General features: G+C 66.5%; 15 protein-coding genes. 10 read left to right on the forward strand and 5 right to left on the reverse strand.

All coding sequences use genetic code 11. The features are described 5' to 3' along the window. The 8 genes from rsxC (at position 1) to gdhA (ending at position 6,302) form a co-directional block, all read left to right on the forward strand. The gene (gene rsxC / locus LRG10_RS04480) at positions 1–1,347 is read left to right on the forward strand and encodes an electron transport complex subunit RsxC (RefSeq protein WP_201167375.1); all 1,347 of its coding nucleotides are present in this window, start codon (positions 1–3) and stop codon (positions 1,345–1,347) included. Continuing rightward, a complete protein-coding gene (locus LRG10_RS04485) occupies positions 1,347–2,363 on the forward strand; it encodes an RnfABCDGE type electron transport complex subunit D (protein ID WP_201242554.1) in 1,017 nt (338 codons plus the stop codon). Before rsxC ends, LRG10_RS04485 begins: the two co-directional genes overlap by 1 nt. Beyond that, positions 2,363–3,052 (forward strand): FMN-binding protein, encoded by a 690-nt coding sequence (locus LRG10_RS04490; RefSeq protein ID WP_201242553.1) that lies wholly within the window; start codon positions 2,363–2,365, stop codon positions 3,050–3,052. The genes LRG10_RS04485 and LRG10_RS04490 overlap by 1 nt, the downstream gene beginning before the upstream one ends. Continuing rightward, on the forward strand, positions 3,052–3,711 hold the full coding sequence (rsxE, locus tag LRG10_RS04495) for an electron transport complex subunit RsxE (RefSeq protein ID WP_201242552.1): 660 nt from the start codon (positions 3,052–3,054) through the stop codon (positions 3,709–3,711). Before LRG10_RS04490 ends, rsxE begins: the two co-directional genes overlap by 1 nt. Beyond that, the gene (locus tag LRG10_RS04500) at positions 3,701–4,282 is read left to right on the forward strand and encodes an electron transport complex protein RnfA (RefSeq protein WP_201167363.1); all 582 of its coding nucleotides are present in this window, start codon (positions 3,701–3,703) and stop codon (positions 4,280–4,282) included. The genes rsxE and LRG10_RS04500 overlap by 11 nt, the downstream gene beginning before the upstream one ends. A gap of 5 nt (positions 4,283–4,287) precedes the next feature. Beyond that, on the forward strand, positions 4,288–4,494 hold the full coding sequence (locus LRG10_RS04505; RefSeq protein WP_201167345.1) for a hypothetical protein: 207 nt from the start codon (positions 4,288–4,290) through the stop codon (positions 4,492–4,494). Positions 4,495–4,605: 111 nt separating this feature from the next. After that, the gene (locus LRG10_RS04510; RefSeq protein WP_201242549.1) at positions 4,606–4,749 is read left to right on the forward strand and encodes a hypothetical protein; all 144 of its coding nucleotides are present in this window, start codon (positions 4,606–4,608) and stop codon (positions 4,747–4,749) included. A gap of 203 nt (positions 4,750–4,952) precedes the next feature. After that, positions 4,953–6,302 (forward strand): NADP-specific glutamate dehydrogenase, encoded by a 1,350-nt coding sequence (gene gdhA, locus LRG10_RS04515; protein WP_201167339.1) that lies wholly within the window; start codon positions 4,953–4,955, stop codon positions 6,300–6,302. Here gdhA and LRG10_RS04520 read toward each other — a convergent pair. After that, the gene (locus LRG10_RS04520) at positions 6,299–8,899 is read right to left on the reverse strand and encodes a PEP/pyruvate-binding domain-containing protein (RefSeq protein ID WP_238634793.1); all 2,601 of its coding nucleotides are present in this window, start codon (positions 8,897–8,899) and stop codon (positions 6,299–6,301) included. The genes gdhA and LRG10_RS04520 overlap by 4 nt on opposite strands. A 162-nt stretch (positions 8,900–9,061) precedes the next feature. Between LRG10_RS04520 and LRG10_RS04525 the strand changes: the two genes are divergently transcribed. After that, complete coding sequence (locus LRG10_RS04525; protein WP_201167333.1) at positions 9,062–10,135, forward strand: EAL domain-containing protein; 1,074 nt, start codon at positions 9,062–9,064, stop codon at positions 10,133–10,135. On the opposite strand, the gene LRG10_RS04530 is transcribed toward LRG10_RS04525, so the two are convergent. After that, positions 10,130–12,598 (reverse strand): EAL domain-containing protein, encoded by a 2,469-nt coding sequence (locus LRG10_RS04530; protein ID WP_238634794.1) that lies wholly within the window; start codon positions 12,596–12,598, stop codon positions 10,130–10,132. The two genes, LRG10_RS04525 and LRG10_RS04530, sit on opposite strands and share 6 nt — an antisense overlap. 180 nt (positions 12,599–12,778) lie before the next feature. Between LRG10_RS04530 and LRG10_RS04535 the strand changes: the two genes are divergently transcribed. Next, on the forward strand, positions 12,779–14,242 hold the full coding sequence (locus tag LRG10_RS04535) for an RsmB/NOP family class I SAM-dependent RNA methyltransferase (RefSeq protein ID WP_238634795.1): 1,464 nt from the start codon (positions 12,779–12,781) through the stop codon (positions 14,240–14,242). Between the two features lie 44 nt (positions 14,243–14,286). On the opposite strand, the gene LRG10_RS04540 is transcribed toward LRG10_RS04535, so the two are convergent. The 3 genes from LRG10_RS04540 to LRG10_RS04550 are packed head-to-tail and all read right to left on the reverse strand — an operon-like array spanning position 14,287 to position 19,118. Next, positions 14,287–14,865, reverse strand: coding sequence for an NnrU family protein (locus LRG10_RS04540; protein ID WP_238634796.1), 579 nt, complete (start codon positions 14,863–14,865; stop codon positions 14,287–14,289). A 36-nt stretch (positions 14,866–14,901) separates the two neighbouring features. Further along, positions 14,902–15,237, reverse strand: coding sequence for a DUF3392 domain-containing protein (locus LRG10_RS04545; RefSeq protein ID WP_201167309.1), 336 nt, complete (start codon positions 15,235–15,237; stop codon positions 14,902–14,904). Between the two features lie 20 nt (positions 15,238–15,257). Continuing rightward, positions 15,258–19,118, reverse strand: coding sequence for a DUF3683 domain-containing protein (locus tag LRG10_RS04550; RefSeq protein WP_238634797.1), 3,861 nt, complete (start codon positions 19,116–19,118; stop codon positions 15,258–15,260). Between the last annotated feature and the right edge of the window lie 79 nt (positions 19,119–19,197).

The following is a 19,197-nucleotide window of genomic DNA, read 5'->3' on the forward strand; positions in this document are numbered from 1 at the left end:
ATGAGCGTGCTGTCCTTTCTGGGTGGACTGACCTTCCCCCGGGGGATTGAGCCCCCGGGGCGCAAGGATCAGACCCGCAAGCAGCCCATTCGGCGTCTGTCGTTTGCCCCGCGCATGGTGCTGCCGCTGACGCAGCACTTCGGGCGTCCGGCGCGGTCGCTGGTGACCCGTGGGCAGGAGGTGAGCCGCGGTGAGCCGATCGCCGAGGCGGATGGCTGGCCCTCGGTTCCGATCCACGCCCCGGTGACCGGTACCGTGGAGGGGGTCGAGCTCATGCCCACCGCCCGCGGTCCCAAGACCGAGGCGATTCTCCTGCGCACGGCTCCGGGCGATAGTCAGGTGGTGCGCTGGAGCCGGGAGCGGGATCTCGATGCCCTCTCGCGTCAGGAGCTCATCGAGGCCATTCAGGACGCCGGGATCGTCGGGCAGGGGGGGGCGTCGTTTCCTACCCACCTGAAGCTTTCGGTGCCGGAGGGCTACGCCATCGACACGCTGGTGGTCAACGGCTGCGAATGCGAGCCCTTTCTCAGTACCGACCACCGGCTGATGATCGAAGCCACCGAGTCCATCATCGCCGGCGTGCGCTTGGCGATGCGGGCGGTGGGTGCTCCGGAGGCGGTGATCGGCGTCGAGGACAACAAGCCCGATGCCGTCGCCGCGCTGCAGCAGGCGGTCGCCGAAGAAGACGCCATCCGGGTGGTGCAGCTCAAGTCCAAGTACCCCCAAGGCTCGGAGAAGATGTTGATCAAGGCCCTACTTGACCGGGAGGTGCCCTCGGGTGGCCTGCCCTACGAGATCGGGGCCGTGGTCAACAACATCGGCACCATGGCGCAGCTCGGGTACCTGCTCCCGCGTGGGGAGGGGCTGATCGAGCGCGTCATCACCGTGGCCGGTCCCGGCGTGGAACGCCCCGGCAACTATCGGGTCCCTGTCGGCACGCCGCTGCGCTACCTGCTCGAGGAGGTCGGCTTCGAGGGAGATGATCCGAGCCGAATCATCCTCGGTGGGCCGATGATGGGGAACACGGTGGCGTTCCTGGATGTGCCGGTCACGAAGGGGATCTCGGGGGTGCTGGTGCTGCCCGAGGGGGTCGGCGATGAGACCGATCGCCCGCCGACGCAGCCGTGCATCCGCTGCGGTCGCTGTGTGGAGGTGTGTCCGGTGGGGCTCAACCCGGCTGAGCTCGGGCGGCTTGCAGCCAAGCGGCAGTACGAGGCCATGGAAGAGCGCTTCCATCTCAATGACTGCTTCGAGTGCGGCTGTTGCAGTTACGTCTGCCCCTCGAACATCCCACTGGTGCAGTACTTCCGGATTGCCAAATCGCTGAATCGGGAGCGAGCCTCTTAATGCGCCCGCGTATCGAGATCAAGACATCGCCCCACATCAAGGAGCCGGACACGGTCGAGCGCATCATGCGCTCGGTGGTCCTGGCTCTGCTGCCGGTGTGTGCCTTCTCGGTCTACCAGTTCGGCATCAGTGTCGCCGCACTGCTAGTGGTGACCACCGTCACGGCGGTCCTGACCGAGCAGCTGTTCAATCAGCTATCGGGTCGTGCGAGTACGATCGGGGACTACAGTGCGGTCATTACCGGGCTGTTGCTGGCCCTGACGCTGCCGCCGGCCTTCCCGCTGTGGATGGCGGCGGTATCGGCTTTCGTGGCCATCGCCCTGGGCAAGGCGCTGTTCGGGGGGTTGGGCTACAACCCGTTCAACCCGGCGCTGCTTGGCCGTGCCTTCGCCGCCGCGGCCTTCCCCGAGGCGTCTTCCACTTGGACGCAGGCCGGCCTGGCTGATCGTTTCACGGAGTTTCTGCCGTCGACGCTGGCCCTGCCGTTCATGACGCCGGATTCGGTGGACGCGTACACAACGGCGACCCCGCTGGCCGAGTGGAAGTTCGAGGGGCAGATCGCCACCGAAACGTGGGACCTCATGCTCGGGACCATCGCCGGCTCGGCCGGGGAGACCTCGGCGCTGTTGGTCCTCGTCTGCGGCCTTTTCCTTGTGCTGCGTGGCGCGGTGAACTGGCGCGTGCCGGTCTCGGTGCTGGGCAGTGCCGCGGCCACGGCCGGCGTGTTTTACGCCCTAGATCCCGCCGCCTACCCGGATCCGCTCTTCGTGCTGGCCTCCGGGGCCCTGATGCTGGGCGCCTTCTTCATGGCCAGCGATATGTCCTCGTCGCCGGTAACGCCGGCCGGAATCTGGATCTACGGCATCCTGATCGGCTTCCTGACGGTCATTATCCGCTTTTTCGGTGGTCTTCCCGAGGGTGTGATGTACGCGATCCTGCTCGGTAATGCGGCGGTGCCGCTGATCGAGCGCATTGCCCAGCCGCGGATGTATGGCCTGCGCAAGAGGAGGGGGTAATGAGCGAAGCAGCCCAGTCCCAGCAGATGGCGCCGACGCCGACCTCCAGCCTGCGACTGATCGGGACGCTGGGGGTGATCGCGCTGTTCGCCGGGCTGCTGGTGGTCAGCGTGGTCGAGTGGACCCGGCCGATCATCGCCGAGAACCACGAACGGGCGCTGCAGCAGGCGGTCTTCGACGTCATCCCCGGGGCTACGCAACGCCGGGATTTCGTGCTGACCGACGAGGGCCCGGTGCCGAAGGAGGACGCCCAGGAGCGAGGCCCGATCATCCACGCCGGCTATACCGAGGACGGCGCCCTGGCCGGAGTGGCGCTAGAGGCCTCGGGGCGAGGGTATGCGGATGTGATCCGCATCCTCTACGGCTACGACCCGTCCTGCGCGTGCATTGTCGGCATGTCCGTCCTGGAGAGCCAGGAGACGCCGGGTCTGGGGGACCGGATCGAGACCGATCCGGACTTCCTGGGCAGTATCGAAGGGTTGGACGCCTCACTGAATGAGGACGGTACCGGACTGAAGCACGGCATCCGCACCGTAGACCCGGGAGAGCGCGAGGATCCCGGCGATATTGACGGGATCACTGGGGCCACCGTCTCCGCCGAAGCCATCGGAGACATGCTGCACCGGAGCGCGGACGAGCGACTGCCGCAGCTCCAGGGGCACTGGTCCGAGCTGGAAAGGAATGAGTGATGGCTGCCAAGCGTGAGCAAGAACCGATCACCATGGATACCTTCCTCAGCGGCATCTGGCGGGAGAACCCCGTTTTCGTGATGCTCCTGGGGATGTGCCCGGTGCTGGCCGTGACCAACACCACCGAGAACGCGCTGGCGATGGGGCTGGCTACGACCTTCGTGTTGGTCTGCTCCACCGGGCTGGTCTCCATTCTGCGCGATTTCATCCCCAAGGAGGTGCGCATCGCCTCCTATATCGTGATCATCGCGAGCTTCGTCACGGTGGTCGACTACGCGATTCAGGCGATCAGCCTGGATATCTACAACGCCCTCGGGGCGTTCATTCAGCTAATCGTGGCCAACTGCATGATCCTCGGCCGGGCCGAGGCGTTCGCGTCGCGCAAGCCGCTGGGTAAGACGCTGATTGACGCCCTCGGCGTCGGGGCCGGTTTCACGCTGGCACTGCTCTGCCTCGGGACCGTGCGTGAGCTCCTCGGGGCGGGGGAGATCCTGGGTATTCAGGTCTTCGCCGACAGTTTCGAGCCCTGGGTGATCATGCTGCTGCCGCCGGGCGGGTTCTTCGTGCTCGCCGGCTGGCTGCTGCTCTTTGCCTGGATCAAGGAGCGGCAGAACAAGCGCGCCGCTGCCGGTAAGGAGGCGACCGCCGATGGACGCTGATTCCCTGAGCTACATCTTCCTCAATGCGGCGATCATCAACAACTTCGTGCTCGCCCTGTTCCTCGGCATCTGCCCCATCCTCGGGGTGTCGGGCAAGCTGGGCACGGCCTTTCCGATGGGCGTGGCGAGTGCCTTCGTCATGCTCATCGCGTCGCTGGCCGCCTACGGCATCAACATCGTGCTGGGCTACTTCGAGCTCGAGTTCCTGAGCCTGATCGCCTACATCGCCGTCATCGCCTCGGCGGTGCAGCTGGTGGAGATGGTGGTGAAGAAGTTCAGCCCGCCCCTCTACCGGGCACTGGGCATCTTCCTACCGCTGATTACCACGAACTGCGCGATCCTGGGCGTGGCGCTGTTCCAGACCAGCTACGAGTACGATTTCCTGCAGTCGGTGACCTACAGCCTGGGCGCCGGCGCCGGGTTCATCCTGGCGATCGTACTGATGGCGGGCCTGCGCGAGCAGGTCGATCTGGCCGACGTGCCCTCCGTGGCCCGCGGCGCGGCGATGAGCCTGATGCTGGCCGGGGTCCTGTCGCTGGCGTTCATGGGCTTCGCTGGACTCGGGGGGTAGCCGATATGGGCACCTACGTTGCGGCGTTCCTCGTCATCTTTGCGCTGGTTGTCGGCTGGGTCGGTGTCCAGGGTGCGGCGCGCCGTTTCGCGCGCCGGCACCCGGAACTCGGGCCTACCACGCCGGAGGGGGAAGGGGCCGGTCACGGGGGGTGCGGGGTCTGCGCGATCGCGGACATGTGCGGCAAGGGGCCGTCGGGCGGCAACAACTGACGTGGCAAAGCTGCCCACGGCTTGATGTCGCAGCGTGGAACGAGCAGGAGCACGCTGCATCAAACTCTCGATGAGGCCGAGACCGTGGTCGCGAGAGATTGGGGTATCGTTATGGGCCGCTTGCGAGAGATCCTTGAGGGCACGTTCTGGGGGCGTGTGCTGACCTGGTCGGTGGCAGTGCTGATCATCCTGATCATCCTGGTCTTTACCCTCGCTGGCATCGAGCGGATGGCAGGGGCGATCCGCGGCGTCTGAGCCGTTCACCGGCGACCGTATGCCGCACAGAGATGATCGCCGTGGCACCGGGATGGTGCACACGGGTCCGTTTTTAGTGCAGACTTCCCGCGCCTGAGATCCTGTCGGTGGGTGCCGGATCCGTCCGGGCGCCCGCCGGAGAAGAGATATCGTCCTGTCGGGGGCCGCACGGGTCTCCGGGGCACTGAAAAACGGAGAAGAAGATGACCGCACGGCTCGACGAGAAACTGGAACCGATCTATCAGGATGTTGTTCGCCGCAACCCTGGCGAGAGTGAGTTTCACCAGGCGGTGCACGAGGTCCTGGAGACCCTCGGCCCGGTCATGAGCAAGTACCCGGAGTTCGCGGACCACAAGATCATCCAGCGGATCTGCGAGCCGGAGCGTCAGATCATCTTCCGGGTTCCCTGGCAAGACGACAACGGGGAGATCCACATCAACCGCGCCTTCCGGGTGGAGTTCAACAGCGCCATGGGCCCCTACAAGGGCGGCATGCGCTTCCACCCCTCGGTGTACCTGGGCATCATCAAGTTCCTTGGCTTCGAGCAGGTGTTCAAGAACGCCATCACTGGCATGCCCATCGGCGGCGGCAAGGGGGGTAGCGACTTCGATCCGAAGGGCCGCTCGGACGACGAGATCATGCGGTTCTGCCAGAGCTTGATGACCGAACTCTACCGCTACCTCGGCGAGTACACCGATGTGCCCGCCGGTGACATCGGCGTCGGTCAGCGAGAGGTGGGGTACCTCTTCGGCCAGTACAAGCGGATCACCAACCGCTACGAATCCGGTGTCTTCACCGGCAAGGGGTTGACCTGGGGCGGTAGCCGCGCCCGCAAGGAGGCGACGGGTTACGGCACCGTTTACTTCCTGCAGGAGATGCTCAAGGCCCGTGGAGAGGATCTTGAGGGCAAGACCTGCGTGGTCTCCGGCTCGGGCAACGTGGCTATCTACGCCATGGACAAGATCCGCAAGCTGGGCGGCAAGGTCATCGCCTGCTCCGATTCGAGTGGTATCGTCGTCGACGAAGACGGCATCGACCTCGAGCGCATCAAGCGTATCAAGGAAGTGGAGCGGCGGCGCATTTCCGTCTATGCCGACGAGCGGCCGAAGGCCCGGTACGTCGAGGATGGCAACATCTGGACCGTCCCCTGTGACGTGGCGCTGCCCTGCGCAACGCAGAACGAGATCAGCGGCAAGGACGCGCGGGAGCTTCTGAACAAAGGCTGCACCGCGCTGGCCGAGGGGGCCAACATGCCCTGTACGCCCGAGGCGGTCCGCATGTTCCAGGAGGCCCGGATCGCCTACGGTCCCGGCAAGGCGGCCAACGCCGGCGGCGTGGCCACCAGCGCCCTGGAGATGCAGCAGAACGCCAGCCGCGACTCCTGGACCTTCGAGCACACCGAGGAGCGGTTGCACGAGATCATGGTCGACATCCACCGCAACTGCTACGAAACCGCCGATGAGTTCGGTGTCCCCGGGGACTACGTCACCGGTGCCAACATCACCGGCTTCATCAAGGTCAGCAATGCCATGGTAGCGATGGGGCTGATCTAGGGCTGGTAGGCCAGGAGGCGCTGCTCGACGAGGTCGGCGGCGAGGCGCAGTCTTCCGGGCGGAACGCGGAAGTGCTCGACCGCCGCCGATACGTCGTCGGGGGCGCCCTGGCCGCGGGGCGTCTCGGCAGGCTGTGCCGGGCCGCCGTCGAGCCATTGCGGCCGGTAGGTGCTGCCGGGCCTTCCCGGGAACAGCGCCACGTACGCGATCCCCGATTCGATCAGATCCTGGAAGAAGTGGGACCCGAAGGAGAGATCGGGCACCACCTCCGATCCCATCTCCGCGACCTCGGCGAGGACCGCCACGCGGCTGATGTCCGCGAAGCCGACTGGCACACCCAGCTCTGGGCTGCTGGTCCCCCAACGGCCCGGTCCGATGAGCACGATGGGTGCGCCGGGTTCCTCCTCGGCCAAGCGGCGGGTGAGCACGCCGATGAGTGTGGCCACCTGATGCTTCGCCTCACGACTCAGGGCAGCGTAGCGGCTGCTGTGGACCCGGAGGATGTGCCCCGGGTGCAGATCCAGATTGCCGCCCATGAAGTGGCCCTCACTCTGCATGAACAGTCGCTCTTCGGGGACCGACTCGGGCAGTGGCGCCAACGAGCCCTCGCCACGCGTGGGCAGAGGGCGGCACTGGACCAGATTGAAGGAGGCGGTGCCGGCCTCATCCAGATGCACGGTGAACTCCACGTCCACGGGGTGGCAGTAGGCAGACTCCAGCGTCCGCAGCATGGCTGCGGCCCGGGTGACGAAATCCTCGCTGCGCAGCAGCGGGGTGAAGGTCAACCGCCAGACCGGGTTGCTGTCGCCGAGTTCGCGGGCCCGTTGCGTGGCCGCACGGTCTAGCTCACCGAGCCGCTCCAGCGGGAGGTCCTCGGCCTGGGCAACCAGCTCCCGCAGGGGTAGGGAGGCGAGGCTGTTGGCGTTGACATCGAGGCAGTCGACCTCGTGCTGCGAGAACCGGTAGAGGTCGTCCCGGTCGCGGAAGGGGCGGCGGTGGGGCTGATCGAGGGCGACGACACAGGCGTGGTCCGTGCCGATGCGATCCACCGCCCGTGTGCCGAGGCCCATCACCAGGCGCAGCATGCCCGCCTTTGGGTCGAGCCCCGCGTCCCAGACGAAGGGGTTGCGTGAGACGCCGACCCCGGCGGCATCGGGGAGGTAGAGATGGCGGTGGTAGCGCCCGTTGACCCGCTGCATGAGCAGGGCCATCGGCTCTTCCAGGCGATCGAGCCCCCGTTGCCGACGGTAGACCAGGGCATCCTCGGCCAGCGTGGAGGCGTAAACCCGACGGATGGCCTCCTCAAGCTCGGCGAGTCGCTGCTCCGGGCTGCCCTGGTTAACGCAGAAGATGCTCTCGTACTTGCCGGCGAACGCGTTGCCGAAGCCGTCTTCCAGAAGGCTGCTGGAGCGCACGAGGATCGGGTACTGCCCGAAGTGATCGAGCATGCGCTCGAGCTCCGGGCGGATCTCTGGCGGCATCTCACCCTCGAGCATGGCCCGGTGCAGTTCGCGCCCCTCCTCGAAGTAACCCGCCTCGGTGCGCTGGCGCATTAACCGCGGCCACCATCCGTTGTGCACGATGTAGGCGTAGTAAGCGTCGGAACCCAGGTAGAAGGAGTCGTGGGGTTCGAGCGCCGCCTGCCAGCGTTGTGCGTCCTCGGCCAGCAGGATGTTGCGCGCCAGCAGCATGCCCACCGCTTTGCCGCCGATCAGCCCGCTGCCGATCATCCGCGCGCGCACGGCCAGCAGATCGTCGAGACCGAGGTACTGCCGCGCGAGCCCCAGCAGGCGCGGGTCGTGCCCGACCAACGCCCCGAGCAGCTCCTCGAGGATCGCGCACCTCTGGGGGTCGTCGGCGGGTTGATCCAGGCATTCCCCGGCACTGAGGAACAAGCGATCCCAGTAGTCGAGCAGGCGGCGCTGACGATCCTCCTGGTGCTGGCGCTCCAGCCGGTCCTGCAACCGCGTGGCGTCGCTGCTGTCGGTCACCGGCAAGAACCGCTCGCCGCGCTGGCGATGGGGCAGGAACATGGTCGGTGAGTGCCGCCGCCAGACCTTGACGGGCTGGATATGCACCTCATCGCCGGCCCGGCGCACGTCGATCAGTACCTGGGTGGTCTCGCGGATCCGCGCCAGGGTGCCGTGGGAGTGACTGTGCGGGCACAAGGCGAAGTAGGCGACCGTGTCGAGCTCGAAAAGGTATGGACAGACGACACGGAAGAAGTTGCCCACCATGTAATCGGTGGTCCAGGCCTGGAGGAGATCGGTCAGGCAGTCGCAGACGTAGAAGGCGCCGCGGCCGTAGTCCGTGATCAACTGATAGACGCGGCTGGTGAAGGCCTCGAAGCCGCCGCGGGCATCGATCTCCACCACCCGGACGCCGGAGCCGGGGTTGAGCAGGGGGGCGTGCTGCCCGTAGCGCAGGTAGATGATGGCACGCCCCTGTTCGCGGGCGGTCTCCACAAAAGGCCTGAGGAATGCCCGGTAGTCGTCGAGATCTTCGACACGCCAGACGACGTTGTCCCCCAGGCGCAGGCCATCGAGGATCTCGTCGAGGCCGGCAATGCCCGTGGAGACAGCGCGCGGATCTTCCATGGGAACCCCCGTTGTGGTGAGACAGCCGCATTGTGCCAGATTCGCCGGCACCACTATGGGAGTTCTCCGGGGCCATGCATTAGGCTAGGCGTGAAAAAACCGCAGCAGCGCGGGGCTGTCCGCCACCGTACGGAGTCGTCACCCAAGGAGAGCAGCGTACCGATGACCATTGAAGTTCCCACCATCTGCCCCGGCAGCCCGGAGCTGCCCGATCTGAGTCCGGCCCCGGGGACGTTCTACCTGGCCCCGCCGCTGCAGCACACGCGGGATCGGGTCTACGTCCGACTGCGTGACGCCGGGTGGCGGGTGCGGTTCCCGGCGGCCGGGGTCATGGGAGTCGAGGTACCGGGGCAGGCGCTGCCGGTGCTGCTCGCCGCCTTGGAGCCGCTGATGAGCGAACCAGAGATGGCCGCCGGTTCCGCTGTCTTCATGGAGCACGGTGAGGTGTTCGACGCCCGGTCGCTGTTCCAGTCCCGTCCGCTTTCCACCTGGGTGGCTCGCGCCGAGCACGAGTGGCTGCTGGAGGTTATCCGCAGCGAGCGGATCCAGATCCACTATCAGCCCCTCGTTGATGCACGGGATCCGCAGCGGGTGTTCGCCTACGAGTGCCTGATGCGCGGGGTCGGCGGCGACGGGGGGGTGATCGCACCCGGGGCGATGTTCCGGGCGGCGGAGTTGGCTGATCTGGAGTTTCACCTGGATCGACTGGCGCGCGTGGCGGCGATCCGTGATAGCCACCTCCAGGGGATTCAGGCCAACCTGTTCATCAACTTCCGGCCAACGGCCATCTACGACCCGGCCTTTTGCCTGCGCACCACCGTGGGCGCCGTGGAGAAACTTGGCCTGGACCCGCGGCGCATTGTCTTCGAGGTTGTCGAGACCGAAGCGATCTCCGACCACCGTCACCTGCGCCACATCGTGGATCAGTATCGGCAGGGTGGGTTCCGCATCGCCCTGGACGACCTTGGGGCCGGCTACGGCTCCCTGAATCTGCTCAAGGATCTTGAGCCGGACTTCGTGAAGATCGACCGCGAGTTGATCCGGCACGTGCATCGCAACCCGGGGCAGGCGACCATCGTCGAGGCAATGGTCGGCATGGCCCGCAATTTGGGCACCACGACCGTTGCCGAAGGGGTCGAGGAGCGGGATGAGGCCGAGTGGCTGCGCGAAGTCGGTGTCGACCTATTGCAGGGCTTCTATTTTGCGCGGCCGGCTTCTCCGCCTCCTTCGCTATAGGGCGCCCCGCGGGAAGTGCGGGGCCATGGCCTCGATCCCGGCGACCGGCGCGGGCCGGGCGAACAGGAACCCCTGGGCCCAGGGGCAGCCGATGCCGATGAGCGCCTCACGCTGCGCCGGTGTCTCGACCCCCTCGGCGATGATGGTAAAACCGAGATTACGGCCGAGGCCGGCGATCGCCTGGGCGATGGCCAGTGTGCGCTCGTCTTCCGGCAGACCGTCGACGAAGCTGCGGTCAATCTTGAGCCGGTCCACCGGCAGGTCCCGCAGGTAGCTAAGCGCCGAGTAGCCGGTTCCAAAATCGTCGAGCGCCACCGTGACGCCGTGATCGCGCAGTTGTTGCAGTTGCTCGATCACCACCGGATCGGGATCCACCAGCAGGCGCTCGGTGACCTCGATCTCCAAGTGGCGGGCCGGTAGCCGCGTGCGCTCGAGCGTGGCCAGTACGCGCTGGCCGAGATCGGGCGCAGTGAGTTCCGGGGCGGCGAAGTTGACCCCCAGGCGGCCGAAGTTAAAGCCCGCGTCGAGCCAGGCGCGTCCCTGCCGGCAGGCCTGCTCGAGGACCCAGGCGCCCAGCGCGGTCACCAGGCCGATGCGTTCGGCCACCGGGATGAACCGCTCCGGGCTGATCCAGCCCTGTACCGGATGGTGCCAGCGGACCAGGGCCTCCAGCCCCACCCAGGCACCGCTACTCAGCTCGATCTGGGGTTGGTAGTGGAGTTCCAACCCGCCCTCGTCGAGGGCCTGGCGCAGCTCGCTGCCCAGCTGAACCCGTTCGCGGGCCTGCTCGGTGAGTTCCTCGCTGAAGAAGCGGTAGTTGATGCCCTCGCGCTTGGCCTGATGCATGGCAGCATTCGCCTGCTGGAAGAGGTCGGCCGCACCGGCTTCCTGTTCGGGATAGACAGCGATGCCGATGCTCGCGGCGATGGGAATGCTCCGGTCGGCGATCTGGAAGGGGGCATCCAACGCCCGGCTCAATCCCTCGGTGATTGTTGCCACCTCGCTAGCGTCCCGGACGCCGAGGAGCAGTACACCGAACTCGTCGCCGCCCAGCCTGGCTACGGTGTCCTCCTCGCGCAGGGTGGCGCTCAGCCGCTCGGCGAGCTGCTGCAAGATGGCATCGCCCACCGCGTGGCCGAGGCTGTAGTTGATCGCCTTGAGATCGTTGAGATCCAGGGAGAGAACGGCGAAACAGCCGGTGTGATGCTGCGTGGTCACCAGGGCCTGATGGAGGCGATCCTGGAACACCAGGCGATTGGGCAGGCCGGTGAGCGGATCTGAGTGCATGATCCGCTCCAGCTGGCTCTGATACTCCTTGAGCCGGGAGATATCGGCGAGCACCGCCATGTAATGGGTCAGCTGCCCGGTACTGTCATAGACCGCGCGGATCGTAACCAGGCTGGCGAAGGTGGTGCCATCCCGGCACCGGTTCCACATCTCCCCGGTCCAGTAGCCGCGCTCGGCCAGGGCCCGGTGGATGGCCTCGTAGAAGCCCTCATCGTGGAAACCGGAGTAGAGCAGCGCCGGGTCCTTGCCGAGGACTTCCTGCTCGGCATACCCGGTGATCTCGGTGAAAGCCGGATTGACCGCGACCACGCGCTGTTCGGCATCGGTGACCAGGATGGCTTCCCGGGCCTCTTCGAAGACGATAGCGGCCTGGCGCAGTTCGGTCTCGATGCGCTTGCGCTCGGTCACGTCGCGCAGGTTGAGCAGGTGGGCTGGCTGGTCCTGCCAGTGGATCTCACGCACGCGCATCTCGACCGTCCGCAACTCCCCGCCGGGACTGCGCAGCTCGATTTCCTGGGCATCGGGTCCGCCGATGGGCAGGCCGATCACGGCCCCGATCAGGGTTGCGCTGTCGCGCGCGAAGAGCCGTGCCGCACTCGGGTTGGCGTAACGCACGGTACCGTCCGGGGTGACCACCAGCACGCCCTCGGTCATGTTCTCGAACAGTCGGTGGAGTTGCTCCTCGCGCTCGCGCAAGGCCTGGTGGATCCGGGTCTGTTCCCGTTCCGCACGGCTGCGCTCGGTGATGTCCTCCAGGATGTGCACCGAGTGCCGGTAGGTGCCCTCCTCGTCGTGTACGGCGAAGGAGCGCGACAGGAAGGTTTCGCCGGTATCCACGGTGAAGCGTTCTTCCAGCGCCGCGTCCCCGGTCGGATCGTTCTTGCCGTGCCCGGATTGTGCTGCTTGGAGTCCGTGGCGGCAGCCGGGCAGGGGGCCGTCGCGTCGGGGGAAGATCTCGTAGTAGGGGCGCCCAAGCACGTCTTCAGGGTGTAGGCCGACCTGCTCGTAGTAGGCCCGGTTAGCCTCGACGATCCGGTGCTCGGCATCGTGGATAAAGATTGGAACCTCGATGGCATCCAGCGCTGCCAGCCAGGTCTGAACCCCCACGGGGGCGTTGCCCGGACCGGCGGTGGTGAAAGCCCCGGAGCGTTTGCCGGCATCGCCCCTTTGCTGCATCGGTCTCCTCCCGGATCGTCCGGCACACCCCCGGACCGGGCCCGCACAAGGGCGGTTTTCTTCGGGGCAGTTTCGCACAGACTGCAGGGTTATTGGGAAGGACGCGGGCGCTGTGCAGCTTCCATCGTGCCCGAAGGATTCGCGGCCGGTTACAATAAACGGTTTTGACCCGGAGGGAGCGTGGCCCGAAGAGAGCGATACCAGCCGCCCGAGGATCTGGCCCGGGGTGAGAGCGCCTATACCCGCTACCGACCCCTGATTGACGACTGGGAGGCTTTCTGCGGCACCCTTCAGCGGCCACTAACCCCGTGTCTGCGCGCCAATACGACGCGGCTTTCCAGAGATGAGCTGGCCAGCCTTTTGCGGGACGAGGGGTGGGATCCGCAGCCGCTGGGCTGGCAGGGGGATGCTCTACTGGTTGAAGGCGGATTCCGGCCTGGCCACCACTGGGGCGCCATCGCCGGTCTCTACCAGATCCAGGAAGCTGCCTCGCTGTTGCCCGTGCAACTGCTCGATCCGCGACCCGGCGAACGGGTCCTCGATCTCTGTGCCGCCCCGGGGAACAAAACGGTCCAGATTGCAGATGCCCTGGCTAATCGGGGCACCGTGGTCGCGAACGACGCCAGTGCCGGCCGCCTGGGAGCTCTCGGTCAGGCGGTCAAACGGCACGGGCTGTTCAATGTCTCCCAGACCGTTCGCGACGGGCAGGGCATGCCCTGGGCTGCGGGTCGTTTCGACAAGGTCGTTGTCGATGCCCCGTGCAGCTGCGAGGGCACCTTTCGCAAGACCGCGACGGCCGCCGAGCCGACATCACCGACGTTCCGCGAGCGGCTCGTTCAGCGGCAGAAGCGGTTGCTGCTGCGCGGGATGGCGCTGACGCGGCCCGGGGGGACGGTGGTCTATTCGACCTGCACGTTTGCCCCGGAAGAGAACGAGGCGGTGGTCGCTGCCGCGCTCGAGCGAGCCCCGGGCGCGTTCGAGTTGGTACCTGCAAGGGTGTCGGGGCTGCACTTGAGCCCAGGCCTGGAGGCATGGGACGGGGCCCATTACGGCGCCGAGATGGGGTCCTGCGGACGCCTGTGGCCCCACCACAACGACACCGGGGGCTTTTTCGTGGCGGTGTTGCGTCGTGTGGGCAGCGGTGAGCGCGAGAACCCAGCGGATGACCTGCCTGCCGTGCAGGAGGAGCCAAGCGCCCGGGTTCTGCTGCAGACCTTCAAGGGCGAACTCGGAGTGCCGGAGGATGTTCTGGATGGGCTGACGGCCTTCTTCGAGGGCAGCAAGTACGCCAAGGTGGTCGCCTCCGGCCATGTCGCGGCGGGAGGGGTGCCGGTCGTGCGCAGCGGGATTCCGGCAGTGCGGGCGCAGACCCGGCCGCCCAAGCCCTCCACGGCCGGGGTCATGGCCCTGGGCCATTGTGCCCGGGGGCCCGTGCTGGAGCTGGACCGGGACGAGGTCCACGCCTTTTTCCGCCGCGAGCCGCTGTTCCCCGGGCCGGAGCGTTGCGTCGGCCTGGCCGAGGGAGGACACAGCGTATTGCGCCATCACGGCCATACCGTCGGTATCGGCATGTACCGCGGCGGTGCCGTGGTCAGCCTATTCCCCAAGGCCTGGTCGCGTGCAGCCGGCGGGTTGGGAGGATAGCCGGCGGGTCCCGTTGGCGGGACCCGCCATCGGGTGCCGGGTCCCTACAAGTGGGCCGGGACGCCGGTGATCGGTACGTGCAGAAACAGGGCGAAGACGATGTAGCCGATCAGCCCACCGACGATGGCCCAAGCATCCCCCAATCGTTTCGGTTCGGCCGGGGTCGTGGCCTGACGGCGATCCCGTTCCCGCGCCGAGACGAAGATCACGCCGGCCCAGGCCAGGAAGGCGCCGAAGAAGACCAGGTCACCGAGGCGCCCGTTGGCCATCAGGTGGGCCAGGGCCCACAGTGCTACCGCCAGCAACATCGGGTGGCCGATGGCGTTGCGAATGCGGTTGGCTGGCCCGTAGGCGGCGAAGAGCAGGATGAAGGCCGGAATCATCACTAGCGCCATCAGGTGCGCGGTCCAGGTGGGGGGCGTCCACACCCAGATGGCATCGACCCGGGTCAGCCCGTAGCCGTAAATGGCGATAACCAGCCCCAGTAGCGAGAGCACCGAGTAGGCGGCCTTCCAAGGAATCTCGCCGTAGGCGGCGATCTGGTTGGCCCGCCAATCGTCGGCGACAACCCGGATCGAGTGGGTGCCGAGGAACAGGATCAGGCCCAGCAGCAGGATCAGCATGGTGGAACTCCTTGTGGTGAGGTCGCTACGGTGCCGTCAGATCTGGTTGCGGCGCTCGGCGAGCCAGCCGATGACCAGGAAGGCGCCGATGACCGCGACGCCCAGGTAGCGCGTTTCGATATACAGCAGGGCCTCGGCAAGCAGGGGCGTGATCCAGACCGTGACCAGACCGTAGCCGAAGGCGCACATCAGGACAAAGGCACCCACGCGCATCAGCCACGGATAGGGCCGCAGGGGGCGGGCGACGAAGCGGTTGATGCTGCCCCCGTAGACCACCAGCAGCGTGGCCACCAGGGCCAGGGCGATGTCGTGGACATGCCCATGGACCCAGGTGCCGGATCGCCACAGCAACTCGTCGATCAACTCGCTCACCGTCGCCTACCCTACGGTTGTCACAGCAGGACCTTCTCCAGGCTGCCTTTCCGGGCCTGCTCCGTGAAGCGCTCCTGCCAGTCCCGGCCGAGGAGTTCGCGGGCCATCTCGGTGACGATGTAGTCGGTTTCGACGCCCGTGTCCTCGCGATAGCGCGACAGCCCCTGCAGGCACGATGGGCAGGTGGTCAGCATCCGCACGTTGCCGTCTTCGGCGCGCTCGGCCCCGGTCAGCGACTCGACACCTTGGCGGATCTCCTCCTGCTTGCGATGACGCACCTGACTGGAGATATCCGGACGGGAGACGGCAAAGACCCCCGACTCACCACAGCAGCGATCGGAGAGCTGCACGGGCTGGCCCATGAGCTCCGTGGCCACGCTCGTCGGGTTCTGCGTCTTGATCGACGGGTGGCAGGGGTCGTGGTAGAGGTACTGCGTGGCCTCGCTGCCCTCCAGCCGATAGCCCTTCTCGAGCAGGAACTCGTGGATGTCGATCAGGCGGCACCCCGGGAAGATCCGGTTGAACTCGTAGAGTTCCAGTTGGCTGATGCAGGTGCCGCAGGAGACGACCACCGTCTGGATGTCCATGTAGTTCAGGGTGTTGGCCACCCGGTGGAGGAGCACCCGGTTGGCGGTAGTGATCTGCTTGGCACGATCGATGTAGCCGCCGGCGTGTTGCGGGTAGCCACAGCAGAGGTACCCCGGAGGGAGAACGGTCTTCACCCCGGCGTCATGGAGCATGGCCAGGGTGGCCATGCCCACCTGGCTGAACAGTCGCTCCGGGCCGCACCCGGGAAAGTAGAAGACCGCCTCGCTGTTCTCGTCGGTCTTCTGCGGGTCGCGGATGATCGGGATATGGTCCGACTCCTCGGCACCGAGGATCTGACGCATGCCCTGAGGCGGCACGTTGGACGGCATCGGCTTCTCGAGGAAGTGCACCGCCTGGGCGGGGATGCTGGAACGCTCGGTCGTGCTGCCGGGGCGGCGCTTGAGCGGGAAGACGCCGAGTCGCCGCAGGGTCTGCGATACTTGGCGCTGTGCCGCGAACCCGAAGCGCGCCATGCCCAGGCGCAGGGCCTTGATCAGGCGCGGGTCGGTGAGGTTCAGAAAGCCCATGGCCACCCGGGTCTGCAGGCGCGTACGCCGCTGCTTGCGCCGCTGCAGGATATCCCGCAGCCGGATGGTGACGTCACCGAAGTCGATATTCACCGGGCAGGGCTTGAGGCACTTGTGGCAGATGGTGCAGTGATCCGCCACGTCGTTCATGACGTCGAAGTGGCGCAGCGACAGCCCGCGCCGGGTCTGCTCCTCGTAGAGGAAGGCCTCGATGATCAGCCCCGCGGCCAGGATCTTGTTGCGCGGTGAGTAGAGCAGGTTGGCCCGCGGTACGTGGGTGCTGCACACCGGTTTGCACTTGCCGCAGCGCAGGCAGTCCTTGATATCGCGGTTAAGCTCGCCGAGCTCGCTCTCCTCGAGGATCAGCGCCTCTTCCTCGACGAGGAAGAGCGAGGGCGTGTAGGCATTCTCGAGACCGGAACCGGGCATGAGCTTACCCCGGTTGAAACGGCCCTCCGGGTCGACGCGGTCGATGAACTCGGCGAAGCGCTGCACCTGCTCCGGATCCAGGTACTGCATCTTGGTCAGGCCGACGCCGTGCTCGCCGGTGATCACGCCGCCCAGGGACTGCGCCAGCTCCATGATGCGGTCCACAATCCGCTCGGCCTCGCGCATCATGCCGTAGTCGCCGGAGTTCACCGGGATGTTGGTGTGCACGTTGCCGTCACCGGCGTGCATGTGCAGGGCGACGAACAGGCGGCTGCGCAAAACCCGGTCGTGGATCTCGGTGAAGCGGGCACGCACCGGCTGCAAGTCGCGGCCTTTGAAGAACTCCTCCAGCGGTCGCTCGACCTCCCGGCGGTAAGAGATGCGCAGGCTGCGCCGCAGGAGCAGATCGATGATCCGGTCCTCCGGGCGGCAGTCGGCGCGGGCCGTCTCATCGAGGAGGTCATCACGCTCGGCGGCGCGGTCGTCGAAGGCCTCCAGGATCCGCTGCCAACGCTCGCGGATGCGGCTCAGGTGCTCACGGGCGGTTGCCTTCTTGTCGGCGAGGATCCGGTCGCCTTCCTCACTGTCCTCGAAGTCCTTGACCTGACGGACCTCGGGCATGTCGCCGTTCAGGTAGTCGAGCAGCTCGTCGAGCATAGCGAGCTTGTTGCGCATGGACTGCTCGACGTTGATCCGCTCGACGCCCTCGGTGTACTCGGCCAGGCGCTCCAGCGGGATGACGACATCCTCATTGATCTTGAACGCGTTGGTGTGCGAGGCAATGGCGGCTGTCCGGGAACGCTCCGCCCAGAAGCGCCGCCGCGCCTCCGCCGAGACCGCGATGAAGCCTTCGCCGTTGCGCGCATTGGCCAGCCGCACGATGCGCGATGACGCTTCGGCGACGGCGTCGGGGTCGTCGCTGGCCAGATCGGCGAGAAGGATCATCTTGGGGATCTCGCTGCGGTTGGCCTTGGGCGAGTAATCCACCGCCTGGATGTAACGCTCGTCCAGGTGCTCCAGACCGGCCAGCGCCACCTTCTCGTCAGCGAGCAGGTCGTCACGGATCTCCGTGATCGCCGGCACGGCCTCGTGGAGGTCGTGGCCGTAGAACTCGAGGCAGACGGTGCGCTCGTGCTCGGGCATGCGGTGGACGAGCATGCGCGCAGAGGTGATCAGTCCGTCGCAGCCCTCCTTCTGGACGCCGGGGAGGCCGCCGAGGAACTTGTCGGTGACGTCCTTGCCGAGACCCGGCTTGCGGAACGAGGTGCCCGAGAAACTGAGGATCTGCGGCTCGCCCTCCTGGGTGCGCCCGTCCCGGGCGTAGTGCGTGACCCGAAAGCGCACCGTGTCGAGCTCGTCAAGCTTGCCGAGGTTGTGGTCCAGGCGCTCGACCTCGATCCACTTGGCCTCGGAGGTGATCATGCGGAACGAGACGATGTTATCGAGTGTCGTTCCCCAGAGGACGGCCTTTTTGCCACCGGCGTTCATGGAGATGTTGCCGCCGATGGTCGAGGCGTCCTGGGAGGTGGGGTCGACGGCAAAGACGCGACCGTGGGCCTCGGCGCGCTCACTGACCCGGCGGGTGACGGCGCCGGCACCGACATGGATGGTGCTCACCGGTCCGTCGACCCCGGGGAGGTCGACTTCCTCGACGGGAGCGATCGCATCAAGCTTCTCGGTGTTGATGACCGCCGAGTCGCCGTCCAGCGGCACGGCACCGCCGGTGTAGCCGGTGCCGCCACCACGGGGGATGATGGTCAGCCCCTCCTCGATGCAGGTCGCCACCAGCGGGGCGATCTCCGCCTCGGTATCCGGGGTGAGGACGAGGAACGGGATCTCGACGCGCCAGTCCGTGGCGTCGGTGGCGTGGGAAACCCGCGAGAGGCCGTCGAAGCAGATGTTGTCGCTGCGTGTGTGGCGCGCGAGCCGCCGCTTGATGCGCTGTCGGCGTTGACGTTGACGGCGATAGTGCTGCTCGAAATCGCGGACCGCGCGGCGAGCCCGTTCGCCCAGGTCGATGCCTTTCTGGTTGCCATCGGCGCGCGCGAAGATCTGGTCGACGCGGTGGTGCATGGAGCTGACCAGCGCGCGCAGCCGCCTTGGGGTATTGATCAGGTCGTCCTGGATGTAAGGATTACGGGAGACAACCCAGAGATCGCCGAGGACCTCGAAGAGCATGCGGGCTGAGATCCCAGTGCGCCGCTCGCCCCGGAGTTCGTTGAGCAGGTCCCAGGTCTGCTCGCCGAGGAAACGGACCACGATCTCTCGGTCGGAGAAGGACGTATAGTTATAGGGAATCTCTCGGATACGGGTCGGTTCCTGCGTATTTGCGGCCATTCTCAACGGTCAGGGTTGCCATCGAAGCTGAACATGGTATCAGGCTCGGGGCCGCGACTCGACCGAACGCCTTGCCGAC

Origin of the sequence: Halorhodospira sp. 9628 (assembly GCF_022228075.1) — a bacterium.
In the GTDB taxonomy this organism is placed as follows: Bacteria; Pseudomonadota; Gammaproteobacteria; order Nitrococcales; family Halorhodospiraceae; genus Halorhodospira; species Halorhodospira halophila_A.

What these genes read in the sequence shown, in the direction of transcription:
- rsxC (WP_201167375.1), top strand. Translation starts at nt 1, where the DNA reads ATGAGCGTGCTGTCCTTTCTGGGTGGACTGACCTTCCCCCGGGGGATT.
- LRG10_RS04485 (WP_201242554.1), top strand. Translation starts at nt 1,347, where the DNA reads ATGCGCCCGCGTATCGAGATCAAGACATCGCCCCACATCAAGGAGCCG.
- LRG10_RS04490 (WP_201242553.1), top strand. Translation starts at nt 2,363, where the DNA reads ATGAGCGAAGCAGCCCAGTCCCAGCAGATGGCGCCGACGCCGACCTCC.
- rsxE (WP_201242552.1), top strand. Translation starts at nt 3,052, where the DNA reads ATGGCTGCCAAGCGTGAGCAAGAACCGATCACCATGGATACCTTCCTC.
- LRG10_RS04500 (WP_201167363.1), top strand. Translation starts at nt 3,701, where the DNA reads ATGGACGCTGATTCCCTGAGCTACATCTTCCTCAATGCGGCGATCATC.
- LRG10_RS04505 (WP_201167345.1), top strand. Translation starts at nt 4,288, where the DNA reads ATGGGCACCTACGTTGCGGCGTTCCTCGTCATCTTTGCGCTGGTTGTC.
- LRG10_RS04510 (WP_201242549.1), top strand. Translation starts at nt 4,606, where the DNA reads ATGGGCCGCTTGCGAGAGATCCTTGAGGGCACGTTCTGGGGGCGTGTG.
- gdhA (WP_201167339.1), top strand. Translation starts at nt 4,953, where the DNA reads ATGACCGCACGGCTCGACGAGAAACTGGAACCGATCTATCAGGATGTT.
- LRG10_RS04520 (WP_238634793.1), bottom strand. Translation starts at nt 8,899, where the DNA reads ATGGAAGATCCGCGCGCTGTCTCCACGGGCATTGCCGGCCTCGACGAG.
- LRG10_RS04525 (WP_201167333.1), top strand. Translation starts at nt 9,062, where the DNA reads ATGACCATTGAAGTTCCCACCATCTGCCCCGGCAGCCCGGAGCTGCCC.
- LRG10_RS04530 (WP_238634794.1), bottom strand. Translation starts at nt 12,598, where the DNA reads ATGCAGCAAAGGGGCGATGCCGGCAAACGCTCCGGGGCTTTCACCACC.
- LRG10_RS04540 (WP_238634796.1), bottom strand. Translation starts at nt 14,865, where the DNA reads ATGCTGATCCTGCTGCTGGGCCTGATCCTGTTCCTCGGCACCCACTCG.
- LRG10_RS04550 (WP_238634797.1), bottom strand. Translation starts at nt 19,118, where the DNA reads ATGGCCGCAAATACGCAGGAACCGACCCGTATCCGAGAGATTCCCTAT.